Annotated in this window: 19 protein-coding genes; 9 read left to right on the forward strand and 10 right to left on the reverse strand. The window is 68.1% G+C overall.

What is annotated here, in order from left to right; genetic code table 11:
* The first annotated feature begins 192 nt into the window (after window positions 1-192).
* The 5 genes from C1877_RS09695 to C1877_RS09715 all read left to right on the forward strand — a co-directional run bounded on the left by C1877_RS09695 (window position 193) and on the right by C1877_RS09715 (window position 5,813).
* On the forward strand, window positions 193-1,029 hold the full coding sequence (locus tag C1877_RS09695) for a TspO/MBR family protein (RefSeq protein WP_015538925.1): 837 nt from the start codon (window positions 193-195) through the stop codon (window positions 1,027-1,029).
* A gap of 169 nt (window positions 1,030-1,198) precedes the next feature.
* Window positions 1,199-2,131, forward strand: coding sequence for a methylenetetrahydrofolate reductase (locus tag C1877_RS09700; RefSeq protein ID WP_114569046.1), 933 nt, complete (start codon window positions 1,199-1,201; stop codon window positions 2,129-2,131).
* A complete protein-coding gene (locus C1877_RS09705; RefSeq protein ID WP_114569047.1) occupies window positions 2,131-2,826 on the forward strand; it encodes a vitamin B12 dependent methionine synthase in 696 nt (231 codons plus the stop codon). Before C1877_RS09700 ends, C1877_RS09705 begins: the two co-directional genes overlap by 1 nt.
* A complete protein-coding gene (locus C1877_RS09710) occupies window positions 2,819-5,428 on the forward strand; it encodes a homocysteine S-methyltransferase family protein (protein ID WP_244909844.1) in 2,610 nt (869 codons plus the stop codon). Before C1877_RS09705 ends, C1877_RS09710 begins: the two co-directional genes overlap by 8 nt.
* Before the next feature lie 85 nt (window positions 5,429-5,513).
* Entirely contained in the window at window positions 5,514-5,813 is a 300-nt protein-coding gene (locus tag C1877_RS09715; RefSeq protein WP_015538660.1) for a hypothetical protein, read from the forward strand.
* A gap of 187 nt (window positions 5,814-6,000) precedes the next feature.
* Here the strand turns inward: C1877_RS09715 and C1877_RS09720 are convergent, their stop codons facing one another.
* Together C1877_RS09720 and C1877_RS09725 are read right to left on the reverse strand one after the other, a co-directional pair.
* Window positions 6,001-6,348, reverse strand: coding sequence for a nuclear transport factor 2-like protein (locus C1877_RS09720; protein WP_015538659.1), 348 nt, complete (start codon window positions 6,346-6,348; stop codon window positions 6,001-6,003).
* A gap of 9 nt (window positions 6,349-6,357) precedes the next feature.
* Window positions 6,358-7,137 (reverse strand): SDR family oxidoreductase, encoded by a 780-nt coding sequence (locus C1877_RS09725; protein WP_114569048.1) that lies wholly within the window; start codon window positions 7,135-7,137, stop codon window positions 6,358-6,360.
* Between the two features lie 360 nt (window positions 7,138-7,497).
* Between C1877_RS09725 and C1877_RS09730 the strand changes: the two genes are divergently transcribed.
* Window positions 7,498-7,941: a DUF3788 domain-containing protein gene (locus C1877_RS09730; RefSeq protein WP_114569049.1), complete on the forward strand. Its 444-nt coding sequence runs from the start codon at window positions 7,498-7,500 to the stop codon at window positions 7,939-7,941.
* Window positions 7,938-8,396 (forward strand): pyridoxamine 5'-phosphate oxidase family protein, encoded by a 459-nt coding sequence (locus C1877_RS09735; RefSeq protein WP_114569050.1) that lies wholly within the window; start codon window positions 7,938-7,940, stop codon window positions 8,394-8,396. The genes C1877_RS09730 and C1877_RS09735 overlap by 4 nt, the downstream gene beginning before the upstream one ends.
* Here C1877_RS09735 and C1877_RS09740 read toward each other — a convergent pair.
* The 3 genes from C1877_RS09740 to C1877_RS09750 are packed head-to-tail and all read right to left on the reverse strand — an operon-like array spanning window position 8,324 to window position 9,808.
* Window positions 8,324-8,836 (reverse strand): hypothetical protein, encoded by a 513-nt coding sequence (locus tag C1877_RS09740; protein WP_114569051.1) that lies wholly within the window; start codon window positions 8,834-8,836, stop codon window positions 8,324-8,326. The genes C1877_RS09735 and C1877_RS09740 overlap by 73 nt on opposite strands.
* A gap of 48 nt (window positions 8,837-8,884) precedes the next feature.
* Entirely contained in the window at window positions 8,885-9,316 is a 432-nt protein-coding gene (locus C1877_RS09745; RefSeq protein ID WP_015538654.1) for a hypothetical protein, read from the reverse strand.
* Window positions 9,317-9,370: 54 nt separating this feature from the next.
* Window positions 9,371-9,808: a LytTR family DNA-binding domain-containing protein gene (locus C1877_RS09750; protein ID WP_015538653.1), complete on the reverse strand. Its 438-nt coding sequence runs from the start codon at window positions 9,806-9,808 to the stop codon at window positions 9,371-9,373.
* Window positions 9,809-9,984: 176 nt separating this feature from the next.
* On the opposite strand from C1877_RS09750, the gene C1877_RS09755 reads away from it, so the two are divergent.
* The gene (locus C1877_RS09755) at window positions 9,985-11,031 is read left to right on the forward strand and encodes a proline racemase family protein (RefSeq protein WP_114569052.1); all 1,047 of its coding nucleotides are present in this window, start codon (window positions 9,985-9,987) and stop codon (window positions 11,029-11,031) included.
* A gap of 21 nt (window positions 11,032-11,052) precedes the next feature.
* Here C1877_RS09755 and C1877_RS09760 read toward each other — a convergent pair whose 3' ends face one another.
* From C1877_RS09760 to C1877_RS09775, 4 genes are all read right to left on the reverse strand, one after another.
* Entirely contained in the window at window positions 11,053-11,967 is a 915-nt protein-coding gene (locus C1877_RS09760; RefSeq protein ID WP_015538651.1) for an SPL family radical SAM protein, read from the reverse strand.
* Complete coding sequence (locus C1877_RS09765) at window positions 11,964-12,668, reverse strand: GyrI-like domain-containing protein (RefSeq protein WP_015538650.1); 705 nt, start codon at window positions 12,666-12,668, stop codon at window positions 11,964-11,966. Before C1877_RS09765 ends, C1877_RS09760 begins: the two co-directional genes overlap by 4 nt.
* Window positions 12,669-12,704: 36 nt before the next feature.
* Window positions 12,705-13,169 carry a zinc ribbon domain-containing protein gene (locus tag C1877_RS09770; RefSeq protein ID WP_015538649.1) on the reverse strand — a complete coding sequence of 155 codons (465 nt, stop codon included), beginning with the start codon at window positions 13,167-13,169 and terminating at the stop codon, window positions 12,705-12,707.
* Between the two features lie 111 nt (window positions 13,170-13,280).
* Complete coding sequence (locus C1877_RS09775) at window positions 13,281-13,748, reverse strand: GyrI-like domain-containing protein (RefSeq protein WP_041238691.1); 468 nt, start codon at window positions 13,746-13,748, stop codon at window positions 13,281-13,283.
* Between the two features lie 175 nt (window positions 13,749-13,923).
* Here C1877_RS09775 and C1877_RS09780 point away from each other — a divergent pair, with 175 nt between their 5' ends.
* A complete protein-coding gene (locus C1877_RS09780) occupies window positions 13,924-14,751 on the forward strand; it encodes a transposase (protein WP_015538647.1) in 828 nt (275 codons plus the stop codon).
* 77 nt (window positions 14,752-14,828) lie between these two features.
* Here C1877_RS09780 and C1877_RS09785 read toward each other — a convergent pair whose 3' ends face one another.
* Window positions 14,829-15,773, reverse strand: a complete 945-nt coding sequence (locus tag C1877_RS09785) for a helix-turn-helix transcriptional regulator (RefSeq protein ID WP_114569053.1) — start codon at window positions 15,771-15,773, stop codon at window positions 14,829-14,831.
* Window positions 15,774-15,777: the final 4 nt, after the last annotated feature.

Genomic DNA, 15,777 nt, shown 5'->3' on the forward strand with positions numbered 1-15,777 from the left:
AGGGAGGGCCTCCGGCTGGCGCGGGAAGGGCGGCATCTTCGTCATCGTTGAGCTTTGCGCCCCTCATCTGCGCCGAAGCGATGGATACCTGCCATGTGGCCGTAACGGCCCGGCCTCGGCGCCGCGCTACACTGGGCTGCACCAATCGAATCGAGGGCGCTTTCCGCGCCCCTTGGGAAAGCGAGGTGCATCATGCCCAACCATGCCTACCATGCCACGGCGGCGCCGGGCGTCGTGCAACGTGCCCGCAGCACGAAAACCGGCCGCAAGCTCGAACGCGGCGGCTACCTGACCGTCGAGACGGTGACGATGTGGATCGTCTACGCGCTCACCCTCGTGGGCAACGCTGTCATCGAGGGCGGACAGGTGGGAGGCAACACGTCGGCCACGGTGGCCTACGGCGTGTACACGTGGTTCACGCCGGCCGGCTACGTGTTCTCCATCTGGTCGCTCATCTACGTGGCGCTCATCGGGTGGCTCGTGGCCTACACGCGCGAGGCGCCCCTGCGCGCCAAGCGCTTCACGCCCGTGTCCGTGCTGTTCATCGGCAGCTGCGTGCTGAACGTGCTGTGGCTGGCGCTGTGGCACTTCGAGCTGGTGGGCATCTCGTTCATCGTCATCCTGGCCGAGTGGGCGGTGCTCGCGGCCCTGTACCTGAACGTGCGCCGGTCGGCGAAGTCGGGCTGGGGCTGGGTGCCCATCTCCATCTACACGGCCTGGGTCACGGTGGCTGCGCTGGCGAACATGGCCATCCTCGTGACGCGCGCGCTGGACGGCGGCATCGCGTTCTTCAACGGGCTGTCGGTGGTGGCGCTCACGGCGGGCGTGCTCGCGCTCGGCTACGTCATGCGCAAGATGTACGATGACGTGGCGTTCCCGCTCGTGTTCCTGTGGGCCCTCATCGGCGTGGGCATCCACGTGGCGGAGGCATCGTGGCTCGTGTCCTCCCTCGTGTTCATCCTCGTCATCGCGGGCGCGGTGCTCACGTTCGTGCCGCTGGGCAAGCTGCGCTCCGCCGTGCGGGGGTAGGCGGGCTTCCGGCGCGAGGGTGTTCGTCCGAGGCCTCGCAGGTGCTCCGGCGCCCTTCTTGGCGGGTGCCTGCGAAGGCTCGGGGCCGGCGCCGCCGATAACGCCCCTTCCGGCGCGCCCGGGCTGCGCGGGTTTGCCGCGGCCCGGGCGCTTCCGTATAATGACCCCCATGAGAAGCGTTGCAGACATATACGCGGCCGCCCGTGCGGCGGGCCGCCAGCCGGTCTCGTTCGAGATATTCCCGCCGAAGGGCGATCTCACGCTTGAGGCGGCGCACGAGGTGGCGGCCGAGCTGGCCGACCTGCTGCCCGATTTCGTGAGCGTGACGTACTCGGCGGGCGGCAGCGGCAACCGGCAGGCCACGGCCGACGTGGCCGCCATGATCCACGACGACTTCGACATCCCCACGGTGGCGCACCTCACCTGCCTGGGCGCCACGGAGGAGTCCATCTCGCGCGCCATCGACGACCTGAAGCGCAAGGGAATAGCCAGCGTGCTCGCGCTGCGCGGCGACCGCACGGCCGACGCGCCGGCGGCGGAAGGGCCGTTCCGTTTCGCGAAGGACCTGGTCATGCGCCTGGCAGACGAGGGATTCTGCGTGGGGGCGGCGGCGTATCCCGAAGGGCACATCGAATGCACGGACTTCCGCGCATCGGTGGCGCACCTCAAGCAGAAGCAGGACGCGGGCGCGTGCTTCTTCGTCACGCAGCTGTTCTTCGACAACTCGTACTACTACCGTTTCCGCGAGGCGGCCGACGCGGCGGGCATCGCCGTGCCCATCGCGTGCGGCGTCATGCCGTTTCTGGGGAAGGCGCAGATCCAGCGCATGGTGTTCATGTGCGGAGCCTCGCTGCCATCGCCCATCATCAAGCTTCTGGCCAAGTACGAGGACGACCCGGGCTCGCTGCGCGCGGCGGGCATCGAGTACGCATGCGCCCAGCTGACGGACCTGCAGCAGCACGGCGCGGACGGCCTGCACGTGTACACCATGAATCAGCCCGACATCGCACGGGCCTGCGCGGGCGCGCTGCGCGCGTCGTGGCGCCCGGCGGGCGAGGCGGCCGTGCGCGGCGCCGGGGAGCCTGCCGGCGGGCGCGCCTGATGGTGACGGAGGGCCTGCGCGTCGATAGGGACGAGGCGCTGCGCTACCTGGGCTACGACGGGCAAAAGCTCGATGCCGACCTCGCGCGCCGCTTCGACGAGGCCGTGGTCGCCTGCGAGCGCCTGCGCCCGCGCTGCCTCCATGCCGCGTTTCCCGTGGATCATGCAGCCTCGGATGCCGGGCACGTGGCGCTGGCGGGGTGCGGCCTCGTGCTGGAAGGGCGCGACATCGCGCGTCATCTGGACGGCGCCTGCGAGGCAGTGCTCATGGCGTGCACGCTGGGTGCCGAGAGCGAGCGGGCGCTGCGCCTTCGCACGGCCACGAGCCCCACGGACGCGCTCCTGTACGGGGCTGCCGCATCGGCGCTCGTGGAGGCGGCGGCCGACGCGGAGGAGTCCCGCATCGTGGCCGAGGCCGCCGCGCGCGGCCTGCGCACGAACTTCCGCTACAGCCCCGGCTTCGGCGACCTGCCGCTTGCCGTGCAGCCCGCGTTCCTTGCGGCGCTCGATGCGCCGCGCCGCATCGGCCTCGCCGCCACCGCGGGCAACCTGCTCGTGCCCACGAAGAGCGTCACGGCCGTCGTGGGCCTGTTCGAGGGCGAGCCGTCGAACGCTTCGGCACGCTCGACGTGCGCTTCGTGCGCGCTGGCCGGACGCTGCGCGCTCAGAGACCAGGGAAGGACCTGCCATGGATGAGAACATGCCCGCTGCCCGCACCTTTGTCGCCGCCCCTGCTGGCGCCGGCCTGCCCGACCCGCTCGCGGGGCTGCGCATCGCCGACGCGCACCTCGAGCGCGTGCTGCGCGGGCAGGACTACCTCGTGCAGGACGGCGCCATGGGCACGCTCCTGCAGGAACGCGGCCTCACGGCGCACGGCGAGCTGCCCGACCTGCTGAACTTCAGCGACCCGGACGCCATCGCGGACATCCATGTCGGCTATGTGCGCGTCGGAGCCGAGATGATCACCACGAACACGTTCAGCGCCAACGCGCACAAGCTGGAGGGCCGCGCGACGGTGGCCGACGTCTACCGCGCGGCGGCGGCCAACGCCCGCGCGGCCGGCGCCCGCTACGTGGCGGGCGGTCTCGGCCCCATCGGCATGCTGCTGGAGCCCTTGGGCACGCTGCCGTTCGAGGAGGCCTACGAGATATTCGCCGAGCAGGTGCGCGCGGTGGTGGACGCCGGGTGCGACATCGTGCTCATCGAGACCATGACAGATCTGCGCGAGGCGAAGGCGGCGGTGCTGGCGGCGAAGGACTTCTCCAACCTGCCCATCTTCGCCTCCATGACGTTCGGCGAGGACGGGCGCACGTTCCTCGGCACGCCCCCGGGCGTGGCGGCGGCCGTGCTGTCGTCGCTGGGCGCGCACGTGGTGGGCGTGAACTGCTCGCTGGGGCCTGCGGAGCTGGAACCGGTGGCCCGCGAGCTGGTGCGCTGCTCGCGCTGCCCCGTGGTGGTGCGACCGAACGCCGGGCTGCCGCACATCGTGGAGGGACGAACCGTGTACGACGTGGAGCCCGCAGAGTTCGCCGCCGTCATGGAGCGCATCGTGGAGGCGGGCGCGAGCGTGGTGGGCGGCTGCTGCGGCACGAACCCGGCCTTCACCGCGGCGCTGGCGGCCCTCGTGGCGGGCCGCACGCCGGCGCCGCGCACGCCGCCGTCCGCTTTCACGGTGACGAGCGCCCAGGAGGCCGTGGAGCTGACGGAGGGGCGCGCGGACGCCGTCGTCATCGGCGAGCGCATCAACCCCACGGGCAAGCCGAAGCTGAAGGCGGCCCTGCGCGCGGGCGATTACGACTACCTGGTGGGCGAGGCCGTGGCCCAGCAGGAGGCGGGCGCCGCCATCCTCGACGTGAACGTGGGCCTGCCGGAGCTGGACGAGCCCGCCGTGCTCGCGGCGGCCGTTGGGCGCCTGCAGGCCACGGTGACGGCGCCTTTGCAGGTGGATTCGAGCGATCCGGCGGCCATCGAGGCGGCCGTGCGCGGGTATGCCGGCAAACCGCTCGTGAACAGCGTGAACGGCAAGCGTGCGAATCTGGACGCCGTGCTGCCCGTGGTGGCGCGCTACGGCTGCGCGGTGGTGGGCCTCACGCTCGACGAGGACGGCATCCCGCCCACGGCCGAGGGGCGGCTCGCCGTGGCCGAGCGCATCGTGGCGGCCGCGGAGGCCCACGGCATCCCGCGCTGCGACGTGGCCATCGACTGCCTGGTCATGGCGGCGGCCACGAACCAGGACGAGGTGCGTGAGATCCTGCGCGCCGTGCGGCTGGTGAAGGAGCGCCTGGGCGTGCGCACGGTGCTCGGCGTGTCGAACGTGAGCTTCGGCCTGCCGCAGCGCGGCCTCGTGAACGCCACGTTCCTGGCTGCGGCGCTCGCGGCGGGGCTCGACCTGCCGATCCTGAACCCGCTGGACGCCCGCTGCCGCGACACCGTGGAGGCATGGCGCGTGCTGAGCGGACAGGACCGCGGGGCGGCGGCCTACGTGGAACACTATGCCGGGGCGCCCGACCCGTATGCGGCGCGGACTGCGTCCAGGGCTTCTGGGGGCGTTGCGGATGCCGGGGCCGCGGCGCCGGACGGGGCGCGCACCGGTGCGGCAGAAGGGGGCGCAGGCGGCGCGGCGGGCATGCCGGCGCCGCCCGCCCTCGCGGACGCCGCCGACGAGGTGCGCGCCATGGAGCGCCTCATCCTCACCGGGCGCGCCACTCCCATGGTCGCTGCGACCGAGCGGCTGCTGGAGGGCCACGACGCGCTCGACGTCATCGACGGCGTGTTCATCCCGGCGCTCGATGCCGTGGGGGAGCGCTTCGAGCGCGGCGAGTTCTTCCTTCCGCAGCTCATGGCCTCGGCGGAGGCGGTAAAGGCCGGCTTCGACGTGGTGCGCTCGCGCCAGGGGGAGGCCGTTCCCACCGACGACGGCACGGCCATCGTGCTGGCCACCGTGCAGGGCGACATCCACGACATCGGCAAGAACATCGTGCGCATGCTCTTGGAGAACTACGGCTACCGGGTGATCGACCTGGGCCGCGACGTGGCGCCCGAGCGCGTGGTGCAGGCGGTGCGCGAGCATGGGGCGCGGCTCGTGGGCCTCTCGGCGCTCATGACCACCACGGTGCGTGCCATGGAGCAGACCATCGCGCTTTTGCACGAGCAGGTACCGGGCACGGCGGTGTTCGTGGGCGGTGCCGTGCTCACGGCCGACTACGCGCGCGAGATCGGCGCGGACTACTACGGCAAGGACGCTGCCGAGGCCGCGCGCATTGCTGAGCGGTTTTTCGCCGCGCACCCGGCAATATGAAAACGAGATGCTTTTGCGGGTGCAACCGGCAGGAGTTCTTGCTATGATGTGTGCCAAGGCTTATTCCCGAGGAAAGGGGTCCGCTATGGGTGTGAAATCGGCGGAGGCGCTCGACGTTTCGTTCGACGAGCTGCCGAACTACCTGCACGCCAAGCATTCGGTGTACATGGAGGTCGGCGGCGCAACGTACTACCTGACCGACGTGAACGACCGCTACTGGCGCGCACAGGACACGGCCCAGTTCAACGACAAGGGCCACTACGTGGACGCGAGCGAGCTGGTGCCCACGGTGAGCGAGTTCATGACGCTTCCCTTCGTGGACGGCAAGTCGATTGGGGATGTGTTCGAGGAAGCAACCTTCTACGCCTCGGAGAAAACCGAATAGAGAAAACAAGGACGGCCGCGCAAGCGGCCGTCCTCCGTTTGGGGGCGTGACAAAGGGACGGGGATAATGTCACGTTCTCGGGCGTTTTGCAGCCCCGCGCCTCAACGAGGAACGTGACATTATCCCCGTCCCTTTGTCACGCCTGCATCCCGCGCGCCACCCATGCGGCGCTCGGGACTTCATGCGCCTACGCCGGGCGGATGACGAGCTCCTTGATCAGGCTGTCATCCAGGCTGCACACGCCGTCGTTGCAGTTCTCGATCTGTGCGAGGGCGTGGATGATGGTGCCGTTGTAGTCGGCGTAGAAGTTCACGGTGCGCTCGTTCACGATCCGCGGGTCGCGCATGGTGAAGCCTCCGAACATGAACTTGTTGTGGAACGACATCTCGATGGCGTTGCGCCCGTACAGGAACGTGTTCTGCCGCTTCACCATGGAGGGGCAGTAGTCTACGAGGCGGCAGTCCTCGGTGAAGCATGCCGCGAGGCCCTTGTGGTCCTTGCCCTGCATCGCGGTGACGAAATCGTTGATGACCATGTGCGCCTCCTAGTAGACTTTCTCGGAATTGAGCAGGGCGTCGGTACCGCCGTCCACGAACAGCACCACGCCGTTGATGCCGCTGGCCTCGGGACTGGCGATGAACGCCATGGCGTTCGCTATCTCGATAGGCTCCATGAGCGGCTCCTCGCCGAAGTGGGTCGGCACGGGGATGGCCTCCATGGCCGCGCGCTGCTCGGGCAGCATGTTCGCGGTCATGGCCGTGCGCACGTTGCCCGGTGCGATGGCGTTTAGGCGCACGCCGCGCGAGCCCCAGTCGGGGCTCATGCGCCGCACCCAGCGGGCGAGCGCGTACTTCGTGGAGGCGTAGTACACGTGCCCGACGGCAGGATCGACGTCCTTCACGAGCTCCAGGATGCGGTCCTCGTCGGCCTGGTTGTTCAGCATGCCGGCCACGTCCATGCGCGCCGCGCCCTGGGCGATGGAGTTCGACGACGTGATGACGCAGCTGCCGCCCTTCTTCTCCAAAAGGTCGCGCACGCCCTTGGCCATCTCGGTGGCGCCGAAGTAGTTGAGCGAGATGATGAGCGAGATGGGCACCTTGCCGCCCGACACGCCCGCGTTGCAGATCATGGCGTCGATGCCCTCGGGATAGCGCTCGTGCAGCTCGGCGATGGCGCCCGCGCGGCCCTCCTTCGTGGCCAGGTTCGCCTCGATGTCGCCGTCCTTGAGGTCGATGTTGACCACCTCGTGGCCGCGTTCGCGCAGGATCTCGGCCGTCTTCGCGCCGATGCCGCTCGACGCGCCGGTGATGACGTAGATGCCCATGCGTCCTTCCTTTCATGCGGGGCCGCGCGCGGCGCCGCCCTTATCGATACGCATTACTATTACGAGGTAAATCATATACCATGGCTCCCGGCGGCCCGCCTGCGCCGGGGCCAACGGTAGCCGAGGCGTCATCCGCGGCGGCTCCCTTTCGGCAGGCGGCCTCGGCGGCTGTCTAAACCGTTGGAGGGGCAACAGCTGCGGGGCGGGCGGGCGCTTCGGGGGCGTGGGGCGAACCGGTGGCTGGCAAGCTTCCCCAACTGGCGTGATAAATTAGGAACATAAGTTCTTAAATTCCCGATCATAAGCTTGAAATCCATGCTATACTGCCCCTAGCCGCCCCTTGATTATTGGAGGATGCCCATGGTTGCCTGGCACGAGCTGTTCCCCGTAGACCGCGAGCCGTCGATGGAGGATATCGCCGCCCACATCGACAACCCCCTATGGGATGCGTTCACCGTGTTCGTCGACGAGACGTACGGCGCCCAACCGCGCATCGAGTACAGCCGCTGCGGCGGGGCGCCCGGCTGGAACGTGAAGTACAAGGCGCGCGGGCGCGCGCTCTGCACGGTGTACCCGCGCGACGGCTTCTTCATCTGCATGGTGTCGGTGGGCTCGAAGGAGAAAGACGAAGCCGAGGCGCTGCTGCCCGCGTGCGACCCGTACGTGCGCGTGCTGTACGAGCGCTCGGCCGACAGCAGCATGGGTCGCTGGCTCATGATCGAGGTGACGAGCGAGGCCATCCTGCGCGATGCCGAGGCGCTCATGATGCTGCGCGCCGCGCCGAAGAAGAAGGCGCGCTCATGATGCGCGATCCCGAGCAGACCATCGGCAACCTCATCGACCACCAGAACGCGTCGTTTATCGGCTCGGTGGACGGGGATGGCTTCCCCGAGATAAAGGCGATGCTCCCGCCGCGCCGCCGCGAGGGCATCCGCACGTTCTACTTCACCACGAACACCTCGTCGATGCGGGTGCGGCACTATCGCGCGCACCCGCAGGCGTGCCTCTACTTCATGGACCGGCGGTTCTTCCGGGGCGTCATGCTCAAGGGCACGATGGAGGTGCTCGAGGACGCGTGGGCGAAGGAGCTCATCTGGCAGGACGGCGACACGACGTACTATCCGCTGGGCGTGGCCGACCCCGACTACTGCGTGCTGCGCTTCACGGCCGATGCGGGGCGCTTCTATCAGAACTTCGGGTCGGAGGACTTCGCCGTGTCGGGGCCGGCTGGCGAGGAGCCGGGCGCACCGGAGGCGTGACGCGCGGGTCGCTTGACCCACCAGGTTGCGGCCACGCTGAACAGGAGCGTCTGCGCGAGTATCTCGAGCGTGCCGCCGATGCTGATGCCCAGGGGCGCGTCTGTGGGGGCGAGGTAGATGAAGCCCTCGATGGAGTCGGGCGAAGGCGCCGGCGTATTGAAGATGCCTATGATGGCTATGACCGCCCACACGACGAGCCAGCCGTGCTTGCGCCCCATGAACGCAGGGCGGATGAGCCAGAGCACGAGGGAGAACAGCGCGCCGCGCACGATCTGGAACACGGGGGCCAGCCCGACGATGGGGTCGTCCAGGGGGCGCATGCCGATGGCCTCCACCGAGGATTGGTAGTCGAACAGGAACAGGGCCGCAAAGCCGCACAGGGTGTAGGTGAGGACGTGCGCGACCATGACCTTCGTGCCGAAGGCGAGCTTCTCTTTCATGGGTATGCCTTTCTGTGGGGTGAGAGACGGACGGGGGCAGGCGGCCGCTTAGCGGCGGTTCTTCTCGCGATAGCGGGCGAGGGCCTGGTCGTAGCCGCCGGCGGTCTTCTTGAAGTAGATGGTGTAGCCTGCCGTGACGCCCGCGAGGATGAACAGGTACACGAGGGCGAAGGCTGCCCAGACGCCGGGATCGTCGAGCGGGAACCACGGGCCCGCCCACGCGCAGAGTGCCAGCACGGGCAGGCCGCATGCGCCGAAGCCCGCTATGCGCGCCGGGTAGGCGAGCTTCCTGAACACGGCGCCGGTGAACCAGAGCGCCTGGAGCGCCGCCATCCCGAGGGCGGCGCCGAACACGCTCATGGTGAGGTTGAGCCCGTAGCTCGGCCCGGCGAACAGGTAGCCCATGCCCGTGAACCACAGCATGACGATGGTGAACATGATGCACGCGGCAGAGGCGGCTTGGACGATGATCTTCTTCATGGCGAACTCCTTCGAAACGAGACTCGGGGACGGGATTGACGTCTCACACGGCGGTTACAGCCCGAGCTTCCGCTTGATGACGGGCGCGTATTGGCGCGACACGATGACGGCCTCGCCGTTGTCCAGCATGAGCTGCAGGCGCGCGTTCAGGGCGGGCCGGATGGACGCGACGTGGTCGAAGTTCACGAGCATCTGCTTCGATGCGCGCACGAACTCGGTGCCTGCCAGCCGCTCCTCCAGCTCGTAGAGCTTGAGCGGCGTCTGGTACACGGCGTCGGCCGTGTAGAGGAACGTCTTGCCGTCCACGGTCTCGGCATAGCAGACGTCGTCGACGTCGAGCCGGTACGTCGCCCCGTCGCGCTCGCCGACAAGCGCGCGGTCGAAGGCCCCGAGTGCGGACACGATGCGCTGCACGCGCTCGTCGATGCGCGGGCACGCGACGGACACCTCGATGTCGTCGAGCGCGGGGTTCTCGGTGATGGTCACGTTCATGGTGCGCGCCTTCCGTCGTCAGGTTGCGGTGGTTGGCCAACGCCGCCAGTATGCCCGACCAAACGGGGCCGGCGCAAGGCCGTTGAGATCCAGTTGCATGCGGGGCCGCGCAAGTTGCACGGACGCCCGTATGGTATGCTCGGAAGGCAAGGCGAGGCAGGCGAACGGGAGGGCGCATGGACGTTGAGGCGAGCGTGGATCTGGGCCGGTTCGAGGCGGCCGTGAAGGTGGTGGACGTGCACGTGGCCGGGGAGCCCTGCCGGGTGGCCGTGGGAGGCTTCCCGGAGCCTGCGGGTTCCACGATGATCGAGAAGCGCCGCTGGATGGAACGGCACGCCGACGACCTGCGGCGGGCCCTCATGCTGGAGCCGCGCGGCCACCACGACATGTTCGGCGCGTTCCTGTGCCGGCCGGTCGACCCGCGGGCCGACGTGGGCGTGCTGTTCATGGACACGGGCGGCTACCTCAATATGTGCGGGCACGGCGCCATCGCCGTGGTCACGGCTGTGCTGGAGGCCGGGATCGTGGAGGCGCGCGCGGGCGGGAACGAAGTCGTGCTCGAGGCGCCCGTCGGGCTTATCCGCGCCACGGCCGCGGTACGCGGCGGCGCGGTGGAGTCCGTGTCGTTCGAGAACGTGCCGTCGTTCGTCTACCGGGACGATGTCGCGGTGCAGGTGGAAGGGCGCACCGTGCCGCTGACCATCGCCTTCGGCGGCAGCTTCTTCGCACTTGCGGACGCCGACGGCCTGGGCCTCGGCGACATCGGCCCCGAGACGGCTCCCGCCTACGCACGCCTCGGCATGCTCGTGCGCGACGAGGTGAACCGCACGGTGGCCGTGAGCCATCCGACGCTCGATATCGACACGGTGGACCTCGTGGAGTTCTCGGCGTCAAAGGCGCCCAAGGCAACCGATGCCCCGGCGGCGCTGCGCCATGTGGTGGTGTTCGGCGCCGGCCAGGTGGACCGCTCGCCGTGCGGCACGGGCCTGAGCGCCAAGTTCGCCGCGCTCCACCGTGCAGGCAAGGTCGCCGTGGGGGAGCCGGTGGTCTGCGAGAGCGTGATCGGCACCCGCTTCACCGGCACCATCGACCGGACGACGCAGGTTGGCGGCCATGCGGCCGTCATCCCGCGCATAACCGGCAGCGCCTACCTCACCGGCCTCGGCACCTGCCTCGTCGATCCGAGCGACCCGCTGGGCCACGGCTTCCTGTCGGCGCGCTGACGTGTTCGCGCCGTCTGCCGGTCAGAACAGGCTGCCCTGCGCGCCGAGGGGCTGGGCGGGCTTGTACGCCTTGATGATGTCGGACATGCGCCAAAGAAGCCCGTGCCGCTTGCACAGCGCGCGGAACAAGGCGCGGTTCTCGGACGTGCGCGGGCTGTTGCAGAAGTAACGCTCGCCGTATGCGGCGCGGTAGCGCTCGGGCAGTTCGGGGTCGACGGCTGCGATGCGGTCGAGGAAGTGATCGCGCTGGCGGTCGCGCATCGTGACGCCCGTCATATGGAAGACGAACCGCGCGTCGGCCGCAGCCGCGTCCTCGACGACGCCTCGCACCGTGGCGTCGTCGTCGGTCACCCACGGCAGCGTCGGGGTGAACAGCACGCCGCAGAACACGCCGGCATCCGCCAGCTCGGCGAGCGCCGCGAAACGCTCGCTCGGCGAGGGCGCGTGCGGTTCGATGATGCGCGCCAGCTCGTCGTCGGCCGTGGTGACGGTGATCTTCGCGATGGCGCCGCCCTGTCGGCCGATGGCGCCCAGCAGGTCGGCATCGCGCGTGACGAGCGTGCTCTTCGTGTCCACCGACACGCCGAAGCCGAACTCCTCCACCAGTTCGAGCGCACCGCGCGTGACGCGCAGCTGGCGCTCGAAGGGGTTGTAGGTGTCGGACATGGCGCCGATGCCCACGATGCCGCGGATGCGGCGGCTGCGCAGTTCGCGCCGCAGGATGGCCAGCGCGTCGAACTTGACGCTCACCCGGTCGAAGTCGTCGATGCGGTAGCATTCGCTTCGGCTGTCGCAGTAGATGCACCCGTGGCAGCAGCCGCGGTAGAGGTTCATGTTGTAGTCGATGCCGAACCATTCGTCGCCGTTGTAGCGCACCTTCTGGAGGATCGAGCGCGCACGGACGACGGGGCAGGGGCAGGGCGCGGCGTCGCTCATGCGGAGGCGGGCTGAACGGGGTGACGCAGCACGGTGCGCAGGTTCTCGGGTTTCGTCCGGCGCGGATCGCCCAGGTAGATCTCGTGGTGCAGGCGCACCGGGGGAACGCCGCCGTCCGCGTCGAGCGCGTCCATCAGCGCCTCGGGGCTTGCAGGGTCGGTGATGCCGCTTTCGAGGCCGGACGCGCGGACGAACTCCTCGAGCGCGGCGACCGTGGCGGGCTCGTCGTCGTAGGGCCCCTTGTGCATGATCTGCGCGCAGGGGCCTTCGGCGAAGCGCACGAGCCGGGCGCGGCCGACGTCGAGCTCGGGCTTCTTGGCGGCAACCTGCTCGCGCGCCCAGCGATGCACCTCCGGCGTGACGAAGTCGGGCTGGCGGATCATCGACACCCAGTTGAGCGCGTCCTTGTCCTCGATGCGCGTCCCGTCGAACCCGCCTCCCCACCACAGCCCCTCGAGCGGCGGCACGACGTAGTCGAAGTAGCCGTCCGGCTGCCAGTCGCCCTTTTTCGCCATCTTGACGGTGAACGAGAAGGCGTAGAGCAGTCCGAGCGCCTCGGCGTAGTCGCCGTTGTCCTCGTTGGGGTTGCCCGAGCCGGCTACTGCGACGAACGTCATCGTCGGCACGTCGATGAGCATCGGCAACGCCCGCGGCAGGTACAGGTCCTTGTATTCCTTCTTGAAATCGAACGCGGCAGCCATGCGGTCCTCCGTCGGTCGTCGGGGATGGTGGGGATGTCAGTCGCTCGCGGCGCCCTTCCAGCGGTCGAGCGTTGGCAGCAGCGCCTCCATATAGGCGCGCGCCTCGTCCTCGGTGAAGGGCGCATCGGGGCCGGTCATGTTCGCCACGCAGATGCCCACCATGTCCTCCATGGTGCATGCGCCCAGGTAATCGCCGTTCGCATAGCACCACTTGCAATGGTGCTCGCTCGGCGAGCCGTCCGCTTCCGTGCCCAGCAGGCTCGGATCGGACAACGGCATGCCGCAGCTTTGGCACACGGCCTGCAAGGGCATGTCGAGCAGCTTCTCGATGGGCACGTGGAACTCTGCGGCGATCAGCTTGAGCGCGTCGATGCCCGGCTGTGTGTCGCCGCACTCCCAGCGCGACACGGCTTGCCTCGTGACGAACAGGCGCTCTGCCATCTCGGCTTGCGTGAGGCCGTTGCGCTCCCTGATCTCTATGAGTGTGTCCTTGATCGCCATGAAGGGCTCCTTTTCCCGGTGTCGATACTCAGGTTCCATGGAACCATGGCGCACGCGGCCCCGTCAAGCAACAGCCGGTTGCCCGACGGGGCCGCGCGTTCGGCGCGGGCGTTATCGCAGGGCCACGTACACGTCGATGTCGGCGCAGGACATGTCCTCGCCCGGCAAGTACGCCTCGAAGTCCACCGTGTACGCGCGTTTCGCCGTCAGCTCCTCGTCGGCCCAGATCTCCTCCCAGGCCTTGGCCACGCTTGCCACGCAGTCGCCGCCGCGGATGGCGATCTTCGCGTAGCGGCCTGCTGCGATGGTCTGGGTTTCCATGCCCTCGGGTGCGTCTGCGGACGTCTCGCAGCCCACGAGCATCGTGTAGCCCATGTCGCTCATGTCGTAGTCGTAGTACAGCCCGAAGCAGCCGTACGGCTCGACGCGCGTCTCGGGGATGGTGCGATCCATGCCCTCGCCCATGAAGCGTTCCCACAGCTGGCCGATCGCGGCCACTTCCTCGGGGGAGTTGTTCGACGTGCGGATGGTGGGGCCCACGATGGTGCGCCCGGGAAGCTCGACGATTTCGTACTGCATGGTTCGTGTCCTTTCGAAGCGATGAATGTTGACAAGGAGCACGATACCGAACATAACCGGACAGGGCGTGTCCGGTTATGCGGGAAAGTTTGGAAATCGGAAGACAAGGGGACGGTTCTCTTGTCTTGCTCGGCGATTTCAACTCCGTCTTGGATTCGAGGACGCTATAATTAAAATGATGCAAAGCATCATCTTCTTCATTCAGGGAAGGGAGATGCGCATGCCGAGACAAGCACGTAGGAAAAGCGAATCGGGCCTGCACCACGTGATGGTACGCGGGATAAACCAGACGCAGCTCTTCTACGACGATGAGGACCGGCGGGCGTTCATGGAGCGACTCCGCCGCTACAAGCGCGAATGCGGCTTTCTGCTGCATGCATGGTGTTTGATGGGGAATCATGTCCATCTTCTTGTCGAGGAGGGGAGGATCGATCTGTCCTCGATGATGAAGAAGATCCTTCTGAGCTATTCGCACTACTTCAACAGGAAATACGATCGAAGGGGCTATCTTTTCCAAGATCGTTACAAAAGCAAACCGATCGAGGGAGACGAATATCTCCTGTCCGTTGTTCGCTACATACACAGGAATCCGCTCGAGGTGGGGCAGACGACGGCGTACTGGACGAGCTTCGACGAGTATATGGAGACGCCCCGACTTGCCGACACAGAGCGCGTGCTCGAAATGCTTGACGCTGATCCGAGCAAGGCCAAGTCGGCTTTCAGGCTTCTCGTGGAAAGCGAATCGGATGGCGGCCTGCCGCCTTGCGGGATCGACAACCCGGCGCGGCTGAGCGATCGGGAGGCGATAATGCTCATTCGGGAGATTGCCGGCGTATCGGAATGCGCCGAAGTATGCTCGCTCGACAAGGCAAGGCGAGAGGAGGCAGTGCTTCTTTTGCGGGTGCGCGGTCTCTCCATCAGGCAGATTTCTCGACTTACGGGGTTGAGCAAGGGGATCGTCGAGCGAGCGAGAGCAGGAAAAGGCCAACTTCCTAGCGGCTAGCTGGAACAGGCGAAAAGGACAAGCAGGACAAGAGAACCGTCCCCTTGTCTTGCCCTTGCCGAGCTGCGCGAGAGCTGTTAGGCACCGGCACCGGGATCGGCGTCGGGCTCGTCTTCGGCGTAGCGCCGGGCGACGGCTTCGCCCTGCTTGCGCAGCCAGGCGCGCACGTCGGCGGGTTCGAGCACTTCGAGCAGCGGGCCGAACGATAGCAGGTAGGAGCGCGTGCGCTCGCCGATGTCGCAGGCGAGGGTCACGCGCCAGCTGCCGTCCGCCTCGCGCTCTATCGTCTCGGGCGCGAACTCCTCGCGCACGCGGGATTCCGCTTCGGGAGCGAAGCGCATGACCAGCCGGTCGGTGCCCCTCATGTGGCCGCCCTCGTCGAATGCGGGCATCGGGCGCGCCTCGAACGTGTCGGGCGCGACGCTGATCGTCTCCCAGTCGATGCGGAACAGCTTGAACGTGCGCCAGGCCTCGCGCTCGCGGCACCAGGCGCGCACGTACCACGACGATTCCTTGAACACAAGCTGCGCGGGCTCCACCGTGCGCTCGGTGCGGTTGCCCGCGGCGTCGAAGTACGCGAACGACAGCGGGTGCCGGCCGATCGTGGCGTTGCGGATGGCGTCGAATGCGGCGCGGTAGTTCGGCGGCGCGCCCCAGAACGAGAAGTCCATGTCGAGCCAGTCGACGTTCTCGCGCTGGAACAGCCTGCCGAGGCGTGCGGCCGTCTCGTCGCTCGCCTCGCCGGAGGCGCCGGTGCGGTTGAGCGCCGAAAGCGCCGCCATGATGTCGCTCTGCTCGCGCTCGCTCAGCACCGAACGGTCCAGCACGTAGCCGTCCATGAGGTGCACGCCGCCGCCCTTGCCGCGCGTCATGTACACGGGCACGCCCGCCGCCGACAGCGCGTCCACGTCGCGGCGCACCGTGCGCTCGGACACTTCCAGCCGAGCCGCCAGCTCCGCCGTGGTGGAGGTTCCGCGGTCCATCAGGAGGTAGACGATCTCGAACAGGCGTTGGGGCTGCATGGCT

This window comes from Gordonibacter pamelaeae (assembly GCF_003340385.1).
GTDB lineage: Bacteria > Actinomycetota > Coriobacteriia > Coriobacteriales > Eggerthellaceae > Gordonibacter > Gordonibacter pamelaeae.

Coding starts and splice junctions, on each gene's coding strand:
- C1877_RS09695 (WP_015538925.1), top strand. CDS start 193: ATGCCCAACCATGCCTACCATGCCACGGCGGCGCCGGGCGTCGTGCAA.
- C1877_RS09700 (WP_114569046.1), top strand. CDS start 1,199: ATGAGAAGCGTTGCAGACATATACGCGGCCGCCCGTGCGGCGGGCCGC.
- C1877_RS09705 (WP_114569047.1), top strand. CDS start 2,131: ATGGTGACGGAGGGCCTGCGCGTCGATAGGGACGAGGCGCTGCGCTAC.
- C1877_RS09710 (WP_244909844.1), top strand. CDS start 2,819: ATGGATGAGAACATGCCCGCTGCCCGCACCTTTGTCGCCGCCCCTGCT.
- C1877_RS09715 (WP_015538660.1), top strand. CDS start 5,514: ATGGGTGTGAAATCGGCGGAGGCGCTCGACGTTTCGTTCGACGAGCTG.
- C1877_RS09720 (WP_015538659.1), bottom strand. CDS start 6,348: ATGGTCATCAACGATTTCGTCACCGCGATGCAGGGCAAGGACCACAAG.
- C1877_RS09725 (WP_114569048.1), bottom strand. CDS start 7,137: ATGGGCATCTACGTCATCACCGGCGCGTCGAGCGGCATCGGCGCGAAG.
- C1877_RS09730 (WP_114569049.1), top strand. CDS start 7,498: ATGGTTGCCTGGCACGAGCTGTTCCCCGTAGACCGCGAGCCGTCGATG.
- C1877_RS09735 (WP_114569050.1), top strand. CDS start 7,938: ATGATGCGCGATCCCGAGCAGACCATCGGCAACCTCATCGACCACCAG.
- C1877_RS09740 (WP_114569051.1), bottom strand. CDS start 8,836: ATGAAAGAGAAGCTCGCCTTCGGCACGAAGGTCATGGTCGCGCACGTC.
- C1877_RS09745 (WP_015538654.1), bottom strand. CDS start 9,316: ATGAAGAAGATCATCGTCCAAGCCGCCTCTGCCGCGTGCATCATGTTC.
- C1877_RS09750 (WP_015538653.1), bottom strand. CDS start 9,808: ATGAACGTGACCATCACCGAGAACCCCGCGCTCGACGACATCGAGGTG.
- C1877_RS09755 (WP_114569052.1), top strand. CDS start 9,985: ATGGACGTTGAGGCGAGCGTGGATCTGGGCCGGTTCGAGGCGGCCGTG.
- C1877_RS09760 (WP_015538651.1), bottom strand. CDS start 11,967: ATGAGCGACGCCGCGCCCTGCCCCTGCCCCGTCGTCCGTGCGCGCTCG.
- C1877_RS09765 (WP_015538650.1), bottom strand. CDS start 12,668: ATGGCTGCCGCGTTCGATTTCAAGAAGGAATACAAGGACCTGTACCTG.
- C1877_RS09770 (WP_015538649.1), bottom strand. CDS start 13,169: ATGGCGATCAAGGACACACTCATAGAGATCAGGGAGCGCAACGGCCTC.
- C1877_RS09775 (WP_041238691.1), bottom strand. CDS start 13,748: ATGCAGTACGAAATCGTCGAGCTTCCCGGGCGCACCATCGTGGGCCCC.
- C1877_RS09780 (WP_015538647.1), top strand. CDS start 13,924: ATGATGCAAAGCATCATCTTCTTCATTCAGGGAAGGGAGATGCGCATG.
- C1877_RS09785 (WP_114569053.1), bottom strand. CDS start 15,773: ATGCAGCCCCAACGCCTGTTCGAGATCGTCTACCTCCTGATGGACCGC.